11 protein-coding genes are annotated in these 16,179 nt (G+C 53.9%); 5 read left to right on the forward strand and 6 right to left on the reverse strand.

Features of this window, described 5'->3' with window-relative positions; translation table 11 throughout:
• Positions 1 to 71: 71 nt before the first annotated feature.
• The 3 genes from IQ254_RS05350 to IQ254_RS05360 are packed head-to-tail and all read right to left on the reverse strand — an operon-like array spanning position 72 to position 7,360.
• Complete coding sequence (locus tag IQ254_RS05350) at positions 72 to 2,906, reverse strand: C1 family peptidase (RefSeq protein WP_193965140.1); 2,835 nt, start codon at positions 2,904 to 2,906, stop codon at positions 72 to 74.
• Between the two features lie 57 nt (positions 2,907 to 2,963).
• A complete protein-coding gene (locus IQ254_RS05355; RefSeq protein ID WP_193965141.1) occupies positions 2,964 to 6,833 on the reverse strand; it encodes a hypothetical protein in 3,870 nt (1,289 codons plus the stop codon).
• Positions 6,830 to 7,360, reverse strand: coding sequence for a hypothetical protein (locus tag IQ254_RS05360; RefSeq protein WP_193965142.1), 531 nt, complete (start codon positions 7,358 to 7,360; stop codon positions 6,830 to 6,832). The genes IQ254_RS05355 and IQ254_RS05360 overlap by 4 nt, the downstream gene beginning before the upstream one ends.
• A gap of 442 nt (positions 7,361 to 7,802) precedes the next feature.
• Here IQ254_RS05360 and tsaE point away from each other — a divergent pair, with 442 nt between their 5' ends.
• From tsaE to IQ254_RS05380, 4 genes are all read left to right on the forward strand, one after another.
• Entirely contained in the window at positions 7,803 to 8,303 is a 501-nt protein-coding gene (tsaE, locus tag IQ254_RS05365) for a tRNA (adenosine(37)-N6)-threonylcarbamoyltransferase complex ATPase subunit type 1 TsaE (RefSeq protein ID WP_193965143.1), read from the forward strand.
• Positions 8,278 to 8,736, forward strand: a complete 459-nt coding sequence (locus tag IQ254_RS05370; protein ID WP_193965144.1) for an EVE domain-containing protein — start codon at positions 8,278 to 8,280, stop codon at positions 8,734 to 8,736. The genes tsaE and IQ254_RS05370 overlap by 26 nt, the downstream gene beginning before the upstream one ends.
• 35 nt (positions 8,737 to 8,771) lie before the next feature.
• On the forward strand, positions 8,772 to 9,182 hold the full coding sequence (locus IQ254_RS05375) for a biopolymer transporter ExbD (RefSeq protein ID WP_228040206.1): 411 nt from the start codon (positions 8,772 to 8,774) through the stop codon (positions 9,180 to 9,182).
• A 134-nt stretch (positions 9,183 to 9,316) separates the two neighbouring features.
• The gene (locus tag IQ254_RS05380; protein ID WP_193965145.1) at positions 9,317 to 9,607 is read left to right on the forward strand and encodes a hypothetical protein; all 291 of its coding nucleotides are present in this window, start codon (positions 9,317 to 9,319) and stop codon (positions 9,605 to 9,607) included.
• 139 nt (positions 9,608 to 9,746) lie between these two features.
• Here IQ254_RS05380 and IQ254_RS05385 read toward each other — a convergent pair whose 3' ends face one another.
• The 3 genes from IQ254_RS05385 to IQ254_RS05395 all read right to left on the reverse strand — a co-directional run bounded on the left by IQ254_RS05385 (position 9,747) and on the right by IQ254_RS05395 (position 13,564).
• Positions 9,747 to 11,246, reverse strand: coding sequence for a YcjF family protein (locus IQ254_RS05385; protein WP_228040208.1), 1,500 nt, complete (start codon positions 11,244 to 11,246; stop codon positions 9,747 to 9,749).
• A gap of 158 nt (positions 11,247 to 11,404) precedes the next feature.
• Positions 11,405 to 11,713 carry an RNA-binding protein gene (locus IQ254_RS05390; protein ID WP_193965146.1) on the reverse strand — a complete coding sequence of 103 codons (309 nt, stop codon included), beginning with the start codon at positions 11,711 to 11,713 and terminating at the stop codon, positions 11,405 to 11,407.
• Positions 11,714 to 12,094: 381 nt separating this feature from the next.
• A complete protein-coding gene (locus tag IQ254_RS05395; RefSeq protein ID WP_193965147.1) occupies positions 12,095 to 13,564 on the reverse strand; it encodes a leucyl aminopeptidase in 1,470 nt (489 codons plus the stop codon).
• Positions 13,565 to 13,833: 269 nt separating this feature from the next.
• Here IQ254_RS05395 and IQ254_RS05400 point away from each other — a divergent pair, with 269 nt between their 5' ends.
• Positions 13,834 to 16,026: a transglycosylase SLT domain-containing protein gene (locus IQ254_RS05400; RefSeq protein ID WP_193965148.1), complete on the forward strand. Its 2,193-nt coding sequence runs from the start codon at positions 13,834 to 13,836 to the stop codon at positions 16,024 to 16,026.
• The last annotated feature ends 153 nt before the right edge of the window (positions 16,027 to 16,179 follow it).

Here is a 16,179-nt window from a genome sequence, read left to right on the forward strand (position 1 = left end):
TAGCGATGACCGAATACCACCGTTACCGGATGTGATTCGCGCTCAAGCTTCAGCGCCGCAGGTGGCGGCAGCTACCTGCGGCTAAGCTTATAGATCCTGTCTCTACCAGCACTTTTGGAGTAGTTACCTGTTTTCAACCACTCAGCATTGATCAACGACCACCAATCTGATGTCAATCCTTTCAGAATATATTCGTAGGGCAACCAGCCATAGCCGCCAATGCCCCAATCTGTCCCCCAGGAATTGCGAACTAAAATCGCACCTTGCGAGTACCCCTTGCCCCCAGAAAAGGGCACTCGTTTGTAGTTGTGGTATCCAACGGCGACCACAGCGTGGCCTCCAACAGCGGCATTGTTGCCAACCTGAGTATCTAAACGCCTGAGATTACGGGTAGCGTTAAGGGGATAAGGAATAAAGCCCCGCCGCACGTTAAAAGATTCATACATCGACTGGTAAAGGGTAAAACCAAACATGCAGGGGAATCCGGCGGCCAGCACAATTTTGATGCGAGTTAGTAAATCGTCCTTGGGCACATCAGCATGGTCGATTCGAAAATAGCTAAGAGTCTGGTAATTTTGAGCCAGTGAATAGGTGAAATTGGGTGGATCGTTGTCAAAGGCCGACTCATCAACCGTCCAGAACCGAGCTGGAGGAATGCCTAGAGACACCATTGCCCGCATGGTCTCTCTGGGAGAAGCACCTACATTTCCTAAACGATTGGCTAAATTTCGAGTAACTTTGTATAAGAACTGAATTGAGAGCCCCTCCGGGTCGTTAGAATCCTGTCTGGCGAAATATTCAAGTAGAGCAACCCCAGCATGCGCTGTGCAAGCATTGAGAGAACCCTGGTCAGACACAGGAGGACACCAGTAGGTCAAATCAACAGCCTCAGGCAAATGGGCAAAATATTCACGCTGTTCTCCAGTCTTCCCCCAGTAAATATTACGAATGAGATTATCTCCAACTGGAATACGATAGTTTGAAGAAAACTCAAAAATTGACAGTGGTTCCTTGTGAGCATCTTTGTAGCCGAACTTTTTTTGGGTTTCTTTTTCGATGACCCCCTTGAGCCCTAACTCAATGTCTGCAAGGGGTTGATCTTGAATAAACTCGATTACGCTAGGCTTATCTTCGATCAGGTTAGGGAATGTCGAAAAGAATTCCTTCATGCATGCTACAAATTCATTGAATTCATTAATTTTTTTCTTGAATTTTTCTTTATCTCTCAGCTCTTCATCTTTCATTCCTAATTCAAAGTCTGGATTTGTTATTTTAATGACTCTAACGCCTAGATCTATAGTCGTTTTGAAAAGTCCTCCAGTTTTATTATCTCCCTTCAAAAGGAACTCAAAGTCATTGCATAGATCCTGATCCCAGCGTTCTTTTTTCCAGTCAGAGGATAAACTTGATGCCAAAAATTCTTGATAATAGCGTCTTATGAACTGGAAAATTGCCCAATATGATATTTGCTGAAGCCATCTGAGATTTTCAATTTCTTCAATCAGCTCCATCCTGGATTCATCCGGGAGTTTTTCGGTCGACCCTAAAATTTTCAGATTAAAAATAGTCTTCAAGTCTTCTAGACCTTCTAAATCTAAAGCTCCTAGTTTATGTTCCTCATGATTAGGCTTCATTTGAAAATTTATTATGTCGATAATTTTCTGCATATTTTCAGGCTTTATTCCAAATTCATTGCTGGTGAATTCTTGCAGATTTTTGGCATCCAGATCAGGTTTCATCTGAAAGCTCATGTTTTCGATAACTTCTTTTACGTAGCCGGATTTTATTTGAAAGTCAATATTTTCGATAATTTTTTGCAGATTTCCAATATCCAGGTCGACAATAAATTTGAACTGCGATGCCGCCATCTTTATGGCATACTCAAAGTTTTCATAGGCTCCAACTGTCCCCACAAACTGTAGCGCTACCAGAACAAGCGGCTCGATTAACAGATAGTGTTCTTTCGCAATAAAGTCAGCAAGTCTATAAAAATGAAAACTAATATAGTTTTCTTCTTGCATCACATGATTTTGATCTTTTAGTAAATCCTCTCTCAATCGATCATTTTCGATGGAGTCAGCTACTTTTCGGAAGTTTTCTTTAAAGCGCTTTTTAAGGCCATCAGATATCTCGCGAGGCAAAAAGCTGATTAAAATTTGGGATAAGACTTCAGTGGGAACTGGTGAGGGATATGGAACGGGAATTGCTTTTCGATATTCTTTTTGAGCACCACGAAAACTATCCTGTCCTTTGCAACCAAAATTAAGCCAATAAGTCAATGCTTTGAACGTATCAATTCCGATAATTCCATCCACCGCAATTTTATAGTTATTGTCTTCTTCATAGCCATGCTCTTGCTCTTGAGTGAGTATTCTAAGCTCTTGGTATTCCGCGACAAAAGCTTGGAATAGTTTAACCAAAATAATGAGATGATTATCATAGTAATCACTTCTCATCCATTGGATCAAATCCCTGTGAGTCAATTGATGGAAGACTTCCAATATTGTTTTCTCTTCTCTTGAAATTTTATTGTCATTATAAAGCTTTACCTTAAGCTCTCTTAATTTATTCTGTGAAATAGAATGATAGAAGCAATGGAAATGATGCTTGAATTCTTTGACTTTTGGGTGAGAGTTTTGTGGTTTAAGGACATCGAAATACCGAATAGAGAATACAGAATATTTGTCTAGTTCAAAATCCAGATAATCAATTAGATTGTTCAGATTTGCGTTACTGAATTGTTTGAGTTGCTTTAAAATTTCATTAACTATTTTGAAATTAAGATCACACTTTTCTGGCTCAAGCGAATCTAGTAGCTGACTATCTAGCCGATAGTCTCTCAGGTCTGGATTATCGGCTACCCAGCCCAATCCTTTTTTTCTGAAATTCTCATTTGAAGTGACCATTGGTATTTTCTCTCAAGAATAGGTTTGGAATATGCTGTTTTAAGGTTTTGGCTAAAGCTATCTTCCCATGGGGCATAGATGTTGAATTTTATTGCTTAACTTGGAGCGGGAATCGTGGTGGTTTTGATTTAGCCAGTTACAGCCCTGCTCAAGAAATGATTGGAGGCTGACATCTTTGACATCCCAAAGCATGACCGTGTCATCTGCACTGCCCGTGGCTAGCCAGTGACGGTCACTACTGAAATTAACGGTGTTAATAGCTTCTCTATGACCTGTGAGTTTTAGGAGACGATCCCCCTCTGTCGTCCAGATAATGGCTGTTCCGTCATCGCTGCCGGAAGCAATTAGTTGACTGTCTGCACTGACATCCATTCCCCAAACGCCAGCCTCATGACCTGTGAGCGTTTGTTCAAAGTTGCTGCTAAGGCCCTGAAGCTTGATGCTATTATCCACGCTGGAGGTGATCAAAATCTGTTTGTCTGGGGTAATCATAGCCTGGAGTACAGGTTGCTTATGGGCTTGTATAGTTGTTACTTGTTGAGTATCTAGTCGCCAAATACTAGCAGTACCAGCATGATTTGCAGTGACCAGTAGATTTGTGTCTTGACTCAGGCTTAATGCATAGATTTCACCAATGTCTTGTTCTGGATTTTGAAGAGTGTTCTGCAACGTTCCATCTGGAAGTTGCCAAAATCGAACTGCTGAGTCGTAGCCTGCGGAAATGAGGGTTTGACTATCGGCACTAAACTGAACACCGGAGACTTGATCTTCTCCATGGGCTGCAATAGTGAATAGGGAGTCTTGGCTACCGTCAGAAACAATAGACCAAAGCTTTATCGTGCCATCCTCGAATGCCCCTGCTAGGTATCGACTGTCAGGACTAATTTTCATGCTGCGAACACTAGCGCCAGCTTGTAAGACTTTGGGCGAAGCCTGGTGAGTAGTTTCTATGTCCCAAACTAGGATTCTGCCATCTTTGCCAGCCGTTGCCAGTAGTTTATTATCTGCGCTGAAATCGACACTGTGGACGTTATCAAAATGGCCACTCAGAATGCGCTGGTGGGGAGGGTCTAAGTTCCAGAGTTTGACAGTTCTGTCATTACTGGCTGTGGTGAGCAACGTACCTGAAGCATTGAAGTCTAATCCATTCAGTCGATCTGTGTGCCCCTTAAGGGTCAATAGCTCTTTGCCGTTGCGGCTCCAAATTTTTGCTGTGCCATCCACGCTGGCCGTAGCAATCAGGGTGCCACCGGGATGAAATTGAACCGCTGTTACTTCAGCAGCATGACTACTGAGAATTATCTCTGGTGATAGAAGGGCTGGTCGATTGGGATCAAATTGGCGAATTTCGACAATGCCATTTTCCATGGCAATGGCTAACCAGATCCCGTCAATCAGCCATTGGCTGCCGGTGCTGAAACTTAAATGTGAAATAGGGCTGGGAAGATTGCCAATTGTCTGACGTAGGTTGCCGTCGCTATCCCAGAGAATGATGGCTTGATCATCTCCGCCTGTGACTAAAAATTTGCCATCAGGGCTATAGGCCACGGCATTGACGGCATCGCGATGTTCAGAGAGTGTGTCAAGTAGTTGACTGTTAAAATCCCAGATTTTGACGGTGCCATCGTCGCTGGCGGTGGCAAGGCGAGGCTCGGTTGGATGAAAACTAATGCTGCGTACAGCTTTTTGATGGCTATTTTCAGCGTTTCCTAGGGTTTGTAGAGCGCCGCCCTGCCGGGACCATAACGCCACCTTGCCCTCATAATCGGCCATGGCCAATCTGGAGCCATCCGGGTTGAACGCGATGTAGGAAAAGGGCACGTCTTGCTCTATCAAGGTGTCTGTTTCGTCTCCATCGGGCGTCCAGAGCCTAACCGTACCGTCTCTGCCCGCAGTGGCAATCTGGTCTTTTGGAGAGTCATTTGGGTTAACGGCAACCCCTTCTACATACTGTTCGTGGCCCGATAGGCTACCCTGTTCCCGCACCCAGTAAACTGCCTGGGAGACCACCTGAAGGGTATCAGTCCGGAGGTTGGGATCACCTCGAAACCAGAAGGATTTTTGGAGGCGATCGCCTGCCTCTAGGGCCGCTACCAGGGTGTCAAGGGAGTGCCGATTGGCGATAAAGCTGGCATCGGCAGCGGTGATCAGGGCTTCAATTTCCTGCCGTTGGGCCGATCGCCACCCCAGAGTAGCGGCGGTTCCTAACCCGAGAATTACGACTAGAGCAATGCCCGCGCTCATAGCTAAATTGCGATAGAGGCGCAGTTCTTGCTGACGGCGTTCTTCTTGTTCGCGGTGTTGGCGATCGCGCTCGTCTGTGGCCGCCTGGATAAACTCGGTCTCGGCAGCGTCTAGGCCCCCAAACAGCGCATCGAACACCCCATCGTGCTGAAGTTCCACCACCTGCTCCAGTTTAGAGCCTCGCCAGAGTTCATCAACGGCCTTGTCGGGGTCTGTCTGGGTGAGGGTATGCCAGTGCCGTGCCTCATCGGAGAGCCGGTGTTTGAGGTTGATAACGGCCTGATTTTCTTCCAGCCAGGTTTGCAACCTAGACCACGACCGAATCAGGGTCTCGTGGGCGAGTTCTACAGTGGCGCGACTGGAAGCGGCCTCGTCATTTAAGTCCTCATCCTGTGGCCGGGCTTCAATGGCGGCCTGGTCTTGAGCATCGCCCGTTGCCCTCCGCCAATTGCTCACCAGCAGGTTGGCATCAATCAGATGGATGAGTACCCGCCGGGTTTCTGGATCGGCGAACTGGGAGACGTAGGCCCGACGGCTGACCGCTTTGCTCGGTCCCTCTGGATTGTCTCGGCGGGCAGACATATCGACCAGGCTGAGAAAAATTTGGCGAGCCCGGCGCTGGTCTGCGGGCGATAGCTGATCGTAGATTTCGTTGACGTGCCGACGCAGGGCACCCTGCACTCCTTCAATCGCCCAATAGGTGTCACAGCAGATCAGTCGGTCTTCCAGGTGGGCGCTTTTCCAGAGTAAATCCAGGGTGTACTGCAGCAGCGGGAGTTCACCCGGCTGGCCTTGCAAATCGTTGAGGATTTCTTTTAGCAGCCCTTCCTGATAGGCAACGCCGTGTAAATTGGCGGGGTTGGCGATCGCCCGCTGCAAGTCTTCACGGGTCATGTTGGTGATAAAGCGCAGGTAGCGCTCGGTCAGCTGGCCCAAGCCGCGATAGGGCGCAAACTGATCGAGGAAGTCGGCTCGCATGGCCAGGATCAGGTAAAGCGATCGGGAACCAGCTCCGAGGGCAGATTTTTCTTGCGGCTCTGCCATCCAGCGCTGGAGATTCACCAAACTGGTGATAAATGCCTCCCGCTTTTGAGGATGGCTAATCGTGAACAATTCCTCAAATTGATCGACGAAAATGACCCAGGGGGTGCTGGGTGCCTGCAGCTGCTGGACGACCTGGACGAGGGTATTGGGAGCACCAAGACGAGCCAGCCTGGCCTCAGCCTGCTTAAAGTGACCCAGCAAACTGGCATAAAGAGAGTCAAAGGGATCTTCATCGGGGGTCAAGGTCAGATCAATCAAGTTTGTGCCCTGCGCTTCTAACAGCTTGGGAATGATTCCGGCCCGTACCAGAGACGACTTACCACTGCCGGAGGCCCCTAACAAAATCAAACAGCGATGGGTGGTCAGGTGAGTGAGCAGATCAGAAATCAGAGATTCGCGGCCAAAAAATCGCTCGCGATCGGTGGCCTCAAATTTTTTCAGACCTTTGTAGGGAGAGGCGGTAATCAAGGGGCGAGATTGTACCGCTGCCACAGAGGTTTGCTGAATGATTTGAGTTTCAATATGGGTCTGAGAAAAGTCGACTCGATGCCCCGATCCTTCGACCTGGAAATCACGCCCAATCTGCAAATCTTGGGACTGGCGACTGTCTGAACCCGGCTGACGAGACCCTTCAGTCATAGGACAAACCAGGCTTTCGCCACCAGCGATGAAACTTTCCTAACGGGTTCAGCCAGAACTTGAACCCCGTCCAACCCTTTCTTCAGCGCAGTGACGGCTTGATCAACTAAACCTTTGTCAGGTTCCGGTTTCTGCAGCTCTTCTTCCAGAGTTTGGATGGGGACGGCGGCGGTTTGCTTTTCGGCTGAATTGAGTTCTGCATTGGCTGCGATCGCCTGCTTGAGATCTGCGATCGCAGCAATAATAGCCTGTGAATCTTGGGCTGAGGATGTTGGTTCGGGCAGGCGGTTCTCGCTAGATCCTACGGTTGTTAGGGTTTGGCTGAAGTCCGCAGTTGTCCCTTCTCCCTGGATCTGAAAATCTCGGCCTACGGAGAAAGACTGGGTTTGCACTGCAGACTGCCCTAGTTCTGCTCCTGAATCAGGGACAGCTAATACAATCGGGAGCTTAGATTTTAGCTTTTCCTTTTCAGCTATTGATAGGGCTTCAATAGAGGCAAGAATCTGCTCGACAGTTAACTTAATCATGGCTTCTGCACCCAATTGAAGGACCTGGATCCTGAAGAAAGACTGTTAGAACAAGTCAAAATCCTAAAACAGTCGAGACGCTCTAAGCCAGGCTGAGTTGAAGTGAGTGAGCTTTCCCTAGGTAGCAAAGAGCTAGGGATTGGCTGGGTTGAGACGATTTGGCCTAACCAGTTCAACCTAATAATAAGTATAAGAGGATGTCAGACCTTCTGCTTGCAATTTAAACTCACCCAATCTTCGGTTGGAATAAAACCAAAATATTTCGTTGTTTTTTTTAAAGCAATTTCAAAGATCCCAACCCTACTGATTAGCCGCGCTCATTTCCCCTATTCACGCATGAAAAATTTTGTTGGCTCACCTAGGGAGCACTGGCAGACCAGCCCTAAAACGCACGCATTCAGATAGAGTAAAGCGGTAAACATAATGTCGGTAGTGGAGGGCCATGGCGCAGTGGTCGTTTACGGTTGGCCTACCGGATGCTGAGGCCACCCAACAGCTAGGATTTCGGCTGGGGCAGTGTTGCCCACTGGGGACGGTGCTGCTGCTGTCAGGCAACCTGGGCAGCGGCAAGACGACGCTGGTGCAGGGGCTAGGGGCCGGACTGGGAATTGAGGAGCCGATCAGTAGCCCCACCTTTACCCTGATCAACGAGTATCTGGCGGGGCGCGTGCCCCTTTACCATGTGGACTTGTATCGCCTGACCCCGGAGCAGGCTGAGTCGCTGGAGCTGGCCAGCTACTGGGAGGGTAGTGAGGTTACACCAGGCATCGTTGCCATTGAATGGGCGGAGCGCTTGATCGACCCGCCGCCAGAGGCGATCGCAATCAGCCTTGGGGATGGGGAAAAGGGTGGCCGGGAGGCCGTGCTGCGAGCCGAGGGAGAAGCCCTAGTTGCTGTGTTGAAGGAGGGACTGGGCCATGGCCTACTGGTTGATGAAATCTGAACCGGATGTCTACAGCATTGGCGATCTGGAGCGCGATCGCACCGAGCTGTGGGACGGGGTGCGCAACTACCAGGCCCGCAACTTTCTCACCAGTATGGCGCTGGGCGACCGGGCCTTTTTCTACCACTCCAACACCAAACCCCCTGGTATTGTGGGTCTGATGGAGATCATCGACATTAACGTAGTAGACCCCACCCAGTTTGACGCCGCCAGCAAATACTACGACCCTAAATCTCCCCCCGAAAAGCCCCGCTGGTATACAGTGACGGTGGGCTATCTAGAGACCTTTGCGACTAGCATAACCCTGGATGACCTGCGCACCGCCTTTAGCCCCGAGGAGTTGTGGGTGGTGCGTCGGGGCAATCGTCTATCGGTAATGCCGGTGGCGAATGCGGTGGCCGAAAAGCTGCTGACGATGGCTCGTTCTGCTTAATTCGGTTTGTCTGGACATTCCCTTCAGGAATTTTGATGATGCATCTGCCCGAAGACCCCGAAACGCCGCTGCAAATTAACATCGTGCCGATGATCGATGTGGTGTTTGCGGTGCTGGCATTTTTTATTTTGTCGAGCCTATTTCTCACCCGCAATGAGGGGCTGCCGGTGACCCTGCCGGGAGCCGAGACCGCCGAGACCCAGGCCCAGCGCCAGGTGGTGGTGACGATCAATGCGGCGGGGGAAGCCTTTGTGGGCGATCGGGCAGTGACCGATGAACAGCTGATTGAGGCGATTCAATCGCTGGGCACCCTGACCGATGGCGGCTTGGTAGTAGTGCGGGCCGACCAGTCGGTGAGCTACGGTCGGGTGGTAGCGGTGATGGATCAGCTGCGATCGCTGCCGGGGGTGCAGTTGGCGATCGCCACCGAGGGCAGACAGCCCTAGGGTTAACTCGGCCGGGTTAACGACCCTAGCGGGATGTTTCAGAATATCTCAATTCAATAAATTGTCGTTCAGGCCATGGACTAGAGCTAGGATCGTAGTCCACGCTGAAAACCTGGATCTGCAACTTGACTCCTATGGTGTTAGAACTTTTGGTGCTCCCCGTCTGGCTACTATCGACTGTGCAGCTGGTGCTGGTGCCCCTCTGCTTTGTCTTGGCCTGGAGTCTGGTGGTCATCACCGCCTGGAACTTAATCTCAGCAGTGCGCGATGGGGTCAGCCGAGCCACGGTGATGCACAAAATTCCCTGCGCCGAATGCCGCTACTTCACCAACGACCATCGGCTCAAATGCCCGATTCATCCTAAAGTTGCCCTATCCGAATCGGCCATTGACTGCGCCGACTTTGAGCATGCCGGGCTGATATAGACCCTCTCAAACATAAAAGTCAGCCTGCCCGAGACTAGCTCGGGTCAAGGCTGACAGAGATAAATAGATATGGTTACCCTGTATTATGCCCACAGAATCTAGATAGCTGGCTGGGCAGAGTAATAACGTTGGGTTTTCTTCAGGGTTGATCGGGTGCCCACGTCGCCACCCGATCGACGGCCTCTTGAATGAACGCCTTCATCACCGCATCGCGCTGGTTGAGGCGAAATTGCTGCTCAACGACGGCCCCCATGCCGTCGTCGCCCCAGCTCTGGTTTTGGCGAAAATATTCGACAAAGCTCTTGCCGGCGATGCGGGTCAGGTAGGCACCGCTAATCCCCTTCAGGGCGCGCCCAGCGACTACGGTCGCCAGGTTGGTTTGCAGCCCCAGGGCCAGCAGATCGACGGTGCCCTTGACCACACCTAAGCCGGTGAGCGTCTTGGCCACCGATAGGGCCAGGGCTTTGCCCTCTTCCAGGCTGACCTCGCCGCCGTAGACCTGGCTGAGTTCAACCACCATTTGGGCATTGATGGCAGCCGTAGCCAAAAAATCGAGGCCAGGGAGGGGGGTGATGGCGATCGCCCCCGCCCCCAGCCACTGGTAGCGATCGATAATGGCCTCGGCCTCGGCCTGGCGCTGGGTATCAATCTGTTGCCGGGCGGCGGCCCCCAGCTGTTCGGTTTGCAGCAACAGGTTGTCGGCGATCAGGGTTTCGCCCTCTTCCCGCAATACATCCACCAGACGAGCTTGCAGGGGCCGTAGATTGGGGCGCATTTGCAGCCAACCGCCGCCAACCTGAGGCAGGGGTTGGGGCAGGGCCGCGATCGCCACCACGTCGTCTGAGCTGAGGGGCGGCACCAGCCGCGATCGCAGCCGGTCGAGCAGCGCTGCCAGATCGGCCTCGGGATAGCGATCGGCCTTATTCAACACCAGCAGCAGCCGTTTACCCATGGCCATCAGCCCTTGCAGGACGGCGTATTCGGCCTGGCGCAGATCGTCGTCCACCACAAACAAAATCAGGTCGGCAGCAGCGGCGAGCTCCCGCGCCACCTGCTCGCGCTCGGTGCCCGATACCCCCACCTCAGCAATGCCGGGGGTATCGATTAGCTGTAGCGATCTAGGCAGCCGAGGCAGCTGCCAGGCATAGGTTTGAGGGGTCTGGGTCGTGCCCATGGCGGCCCCCACTTCACCCACGGTCTGCCCCAGTAAAGCGTTGATAATGGCCGTTTTGCCCGCCGAACCGACGCCAAAAACGGTAAGGGTTAGGGCGCGATCGCTCGACGTCTGCAACGCCTGAGCCTTTTGCCGCAGTGCCTGACGAGTGACCTGGTCTTGAATTTGATCGACCTGGTGCTGCACCGCCTGGAGGCTAGCGGCGGCGGCCTCCTCTGGGCGGCGAGGGGCCTGGGGTCGCGGTCGTCGTCGCCGGGGCCGTAGAAACGGCCTTAATCGATAAAGACCATATCCCAGCGCTCCCAGGCCAGCGACCACAATCCCACCCACCACCAGGCGCGCCAGCAGCGGCGATACCAGGGCTAAGACTCCGTAGAATCGCAACAGCCCATCGACCAGCACCAGCAAAGCCGCCAATACCAGCACCAGCCCGACTAAACTCACTATCCATCGCCACCGTGCCATGCCTGCCCTACCAATGGCGGTGTGTGCAGAATAGCCTAAAACCAGGTACTCAAAACAGTGAAGCAGGGACGCTTACTAAGCGCCCCTGCTTCAGCAGTAGGGTTTAGCTAGTGCCAACGCCTCAATAGACCCCATGCCTGCCGCTGGGGGCAACCCAGCTAGAGAGGATTGTGGGAAAAGCGGTTGCTGCGATTGGGTCGGCCCCCGCTCCCCCCGCCATCGTCGGTGCGAGGTCGAGCTTTATTGACCCGCAGTTCGCGACCCAGCCACTCAGCCCCGTCTAGCTCAGAAATGGCCTGGTCTTCTTTGGCTTCATCAGCCATGTCAACAAAGGCAAAACCGCGCTTGCGACCGGTTTCACGATCGATGGGCAGACTTATGCGGGTGACCTCGCCATACTCGGCGAAAACACTTTTAATATCGTCCTCAGATGCCTGAAAGGACAAGTTCCCAATATAGATAGTCACGAGTCTCTCCGAACCAAAATATCGATGGGCCAAACATCAAAGTCGCAGCTATAGTCGTGCTAAGCGCCAACCCTACAAACCGTTTACTTCAATATTTGCTTGCCATAATAGCCGATTCCAATTGTATTGGCAGTAGCCCACCTCACACCTAGGCAATTTCGTCAATACGTAATTACCAGTAGATATTGCCGTTGAGCAATGTGCTAAGACGAGTTGCCGTAAAAACTAAGGCTGATATTTGGATCCGTTTTAAGGGATGGCTCGGATAGAGACGTTTACCCAACCCACAACAGGTATGTTCGTGTGGTGCTGACCTCAATAACAGACTGCGGCCCCACCCGTGCTTGACCGATATCGAGCCGCAGTTTGCTGGCGGATAGCCTAGGCAAGCACCCATTGCACCAGGGTGCGCACTCCAAAGCCGGTGCCACCGGGGTTGTTGTAGCCGCTTTCCTTTTCAGTCCACACTGGGCCAGCCACGTCGAGGTGCACCCAGGGGGTGTCGTTAACAAACTGCTTGAGAAACAGCGCGGCGGTAATCGATCCACCGGGGCGAGGGCCGGTGTTTTTCATATCGGCGACAATCGACTTGAGCCCGTCGAAGTATTTTTCTTCCATGGGTAGCCGCCAGAATTTTTCGCCAGCGGCTTTGGCAGCGGTGGCGATCGCCGCCGCCAGTTCGTCATTTTCGCTAAACAACCCGGCGATGTCGTCGCCGAGGGCCACAATGCAGGCCCCGGTCAGGGTGGCTAAATCGACAATGGCATCGACCCCGAGTTTTTCGGCAAACACCAGGGCATCGGCCAGGGTGAGGCGGCCCTCGGCATCGGTGTTGTTGACCTCAATGGTTTTGCCGTTGGAGGCGGTGAGAATATCGCCCGGTCGCATGGCGTGGCCGCTGATCATATTTTCGGCGGCGGCGCTGATAAAGTGCACTTCCACATCGGGCTTGAGCTGGGCGATCGCTTTAGCCGCCCCCAGCGTAGCGGCGGCCCCACCCATATCTATTTTCATCATCTCGATGCCGCTGCCGGCCCCTTTGATATTGAGCCCGCCCGAGTCAAAGGTGAGGCCCTTGCCCACAATGGCCAGCTTGCGGGTGGGGGTACCCGCCGGCTTGTAGGTGAGGTGAATAAACTTGGGCGGCAGGTCAGAGGCCTTGGCCACCCCCAGGTAAGCTCCCATGCCCAGGGCTTCGCACTGCGCCTGTTCGAGAATCTCTAGCTCTAGGCCGTGGGCGGTAGCAATGTCTTGGGCGGTTTGGGCTAGGGCCTCGGGGGTGACCACATTGGCCGGGGCCGATACCAGCTCGCGGGCCAAAATCACCCCGTCGCAGATGGCCTGGGCCGCTTGCAGGCTGGGTTCCTGGTCGGGCAGACCGAGTAAATGAATGTGATCGACCGTGCCGTTGGCCTTGTCGTCAGACTTAAAGCGGGTGTCTTGATGCAGGGCCAGGTAAACCCCCTCGGCCAGGGCCTGGGTCGTGAGGGCGGCATTGTCTTGATAGATCGGCAGGCTCAGCCCCAGGGAGGCACATTTTTCTTTTTTGGCCAGGCGGGCGGCAGTGGCGGCGGCGCGACGCAGGGTGTCGGGGGCGATCGCCTCAGCGGCTCCCAAGCCGACAATGCCTAACTTGCGTATGTTGGCACCGGAACCCACCCGGGTAATGGCTGCGCTACCCTCTTTGCCGGTGAATTCAGTATCGTCAATCAGGTCTTGCAGCAGCCCAGAGACGCGACTGTTGAGGTCGGCCAGAGTACCGGAGAGGGGCAGAGCGGCTTCGCTAAGACCAACCATCAGCCCGTCGCCAGACCAGTCGAGCAGGGGAGTATTAGAGGCGTGAAATTCCATTCAACCTAAGGATGAGTATGCTCTGTTTACTATAAACCGTGAACCACCATCGGGCGCGGCGGCGGCCGGACGCGACGACTCGGGTGAAATTGGGAACTAGGTCTGGGGATAGCCACGTCACTTTTGAATTGGATAGGTAAGATAGAACGGCAGCACTAGCCTGGGTCGTTGCTAGATCTCTATCTGGCCGAGCTGAGGTCAATCGTTTTGCTAATCGCCAGACCCCTCATTATTATTAGACGTCATTGCTTAGGTTCAAAGGGCACCCCATGGTTAAACGATTGAAGTCTAGCCTTCCTGCGGTCGCGATCGCAGGGGTGAGCGCCCTATCGCTGGGCATGGTAGCGGCATTGGTGCATACCACCTCCCCCGGTGACCAAGCCGATCGCATTCTAGAAGAATCGCTGCTGCCGGGGCTAGAGCACTTTGTGGGCCACGACGATGGCCCGGTGCTGGCGCTGGCGCTGCAACCCCCGGCTCAACGCCAGGAAGCACTGCTCCCCCTGGCCGAGAGTCGTGATGCCCATAGCCGCAATCGGGCTCGGTATCTGCTGGCCCTCGACCTGATCGCTCAAGATCGCGGGGGTAGCGCCCTTCCCCTGCTGGAGGGGCTAGAGCAAGATTATCCGACCCTGGCCCCCTACGTGGCGCTGGCTTTGGCCCAGGCCCAGCGGGCGACAGGCCAGGGGTCGGTCGCCCAGCAGACCCAGCAGCGAATTTTGCAAGAGTACGAGGGCAATGGCGCGATCGCACCGTTGTTGTTTGAGCTGGGCCAGCAAGACCCGGCCTACTGGGATCAGCTAGTGCAGCAGTTTCCTCACCATCCTAAGGCGGTAGAGGTGGCCTACCAGCGGTTGACCGCTGACCCCCACCGAGCCGATGCCCTGCCGATGTTAATGATTATGGCGCGAGCTGGGCTGCATCACCCTAACGCTGGGGCGGCTCTGCTGCGCCTCAAAACGGAATTTGCCAACCAGCTGAGTCCTGAAGATTGGCAAACGGTAGGCTTCGGCTTTTGGCGCATCGACAGCTATGGCGATGCGGCAGTAGCCTACGCTAAAGCCCCGCCGTCGCCTCGCAATCTCTACCGGGCGGCGCGAGGTTTTCAGGTGACTAGCAAGCGCGATCGCGCCATTGCTCTCTATAGCCAGCTCGACCGGCAGTTCCCCGACGCGCCCGAAACCGCCACGGGCCTGCTGCGTCTGTCTCTGAGTCTGCCCGATGACAGAGCCCTGGGGGTGCTCGACCAGGTGGTGAATCGTTTCCCTGACCGGGCGGCAGAGGCACTGCAAGCGCGGGCCGAAGTCTTGGATAAGTTGAACAGTGCCGAATCGGCCCAGGCCACTCGCGAACTCATCCTCAAAGAGTACAAAGACTCTGACGCTGCCGCCGACATTCGCCTCACCAATGCCCTCAACGCCGCTGACCAGGGCGATCTGACCATGGCTTTGAGCTGGGCCCGCGACGTACTCAAATATAGCCCCGACAGCGACCTGGCCGCCGATGCCGGGTTTTGGGTGGGCAAGTGGGGCCGCCAGCTGGGCCAGGCCGATGTGGCTCAAAATGCCCTGGAGAGCGTGATTGCTCGCCACCCCGAGTCGTACTACGCCTGGCGATCGGCGGTGGCCCTGGGGTGGAACGTGGGCGACTTTAAGACGGTGCGATCGCAGACCCCCGCCGTGGCTCCCCTGAGCCAGCGCACCTCCCTGCCCGTTGGGTCGGCTACCCTGCAAGAGCTTTACCTGCTGGGCCAAGACCAGCAGGCCTGGGAGCGCTGGCAGCTAGAGTACGACAACTACCAAGACCCTACCCCCGAGGAACAGTTTACCGACGGGCTCATGCGCCTGGGCACCAACGACAATATCGATGGCATCTACCAAATCTCTAGCCTGGGCCTGGCCGATGACCCCGCCGATCTCAAAACTGTAAAAACCCTCAAGCAGCGCCCCGACTACTGGCACGGGGTATATCCCCTACCCTACGCCGATTTAATCACCACCTGGTCGGCGGAGCGCCAGCTCAACCCGCTGCTGGTGGCGGCGCTGATGCGTCAGGAGTCGCGCTTTGAGGCCCAGATTCGCTCTGGGGTGGGGGCAGCGGGTCTAATGCAGGTGATGCCCGCCACCGCCGAGTGGATCAAGGGCCAGGCGGGGCTGCCCGACTACGACCTCAACGACCCCACCGACAACGTCAAGCTGGGCACCTGGTACCTCAACTACACCCACGCCGAGTACGACAACCACTCGCTGTTTGCGGTGGCCAGCTATAACGCCGGGCCGGGTAACGTGGCGAAATGGATCAACCAGGGCGGCTATACCGATGCCGACGACTTTGCCGAAAAAATCCCCTTTCCTGAGACCAAGGGGTACGTGCGATCGGTGTTTGGCGGCTATTGGAACTACCTGCGGCTCTACGATCCGGCGATCGCCGAGCAGGTCGAAACTCTCAAGCAGCGTCATTGAGGTCTGGGAGGCTGAAGCCGACACTAACGTTATCTGCATGACGCCCCCACTAGACCAACGTCGGACAATGGGGCCAGATCTGCCTAGTCCCGAAAGGCAGAAGTAAGAAGGCAGAGGGCAGAACGGGAACCCCAGGTCTCATAAGGGTTTCCG

The organism is Nodosilinea sp. LEGE 07088 (assembly GCF_015207395.1).
Taxonomy (GTDB): Bacteria; Cyanobacteriota; Cyanobacteriia; order Phormidesmidales; family Phormidesmidaceae; genus Nodosilinea.

Bases quoted from the DNA above. Each gene is read 5' to 3' on its own strand.
- IQ254_RS05385 (WP_228040208.1), bottom strand. From the start codon at position 11,246: ATGGCACGGTGGCGATGGATAGTGAGTTTAGTCGGGCTGGTGCTGGTA.
- tsaE (WP_193965143.1), top strand. From the start codon at position 7,803: ATGGCGCAGTGGTCGTTTACGGTTGGCCTACCGGATGCTGAGGCCACC.
- IQ254_RS05370 (WP_193965144.1), top strand. From the start codon at position 8,278: ATGGCCTACTGGTTGATGAAATCTGAACCGGATGTCTACAGCATTGGC.
- IQ254_RS05375 (WP_228040206.1), top strand. From the start codon at position 8,772: ATGATGCATCTGCCCGAAGACCCCGAAACGCCGCTGCAAATTAACATC.
- IQ254_RS05350 (WP_193965140.1), bottom strand. From the start codon at position 2,906: ATGGTCACTTCAAATGAGAATTTCAGAAAAAAAGGATTGGGCTGGGTA.
- IQ254_RS05360 (WP_193965142.1), bottom strand. From the start codon at position 7,360: ATGATTAAGTTAACTGTCGAGCAGATTCTTGCCTCTATTGAAGCCCTA.
- IQ254_RS05395 (WP_193965147.1), bottom strand. From the start codon at position 13,564: ATGGAATTTCACGCCTCTAATACTCCCCTGCTCGACTGGTCTGGCGAC.
- IQ254_RS05355 (WP_193965141.1), bottom strand. From the start codon at position 6,833: ATGACTGAAGGGTCTCGTCAGCCGGGTTCAGACAGTCGCCAGTCCCAA.
- IQ254_RS05380 (WP_193965145.1), top strand. From the start codon at position 9,317: ATGGTGTTAGAACTTTTGGTGCTCCCCGTCTGGCTACTATCGACTGTG.
- IQ254_RS05400 (WP_193965148.1), top strand. From the start codon at position 13,834: ATGGTTAAACGATTGAAGTCTAGCCTTCCTGCGGTCGCGATCGCAGGG.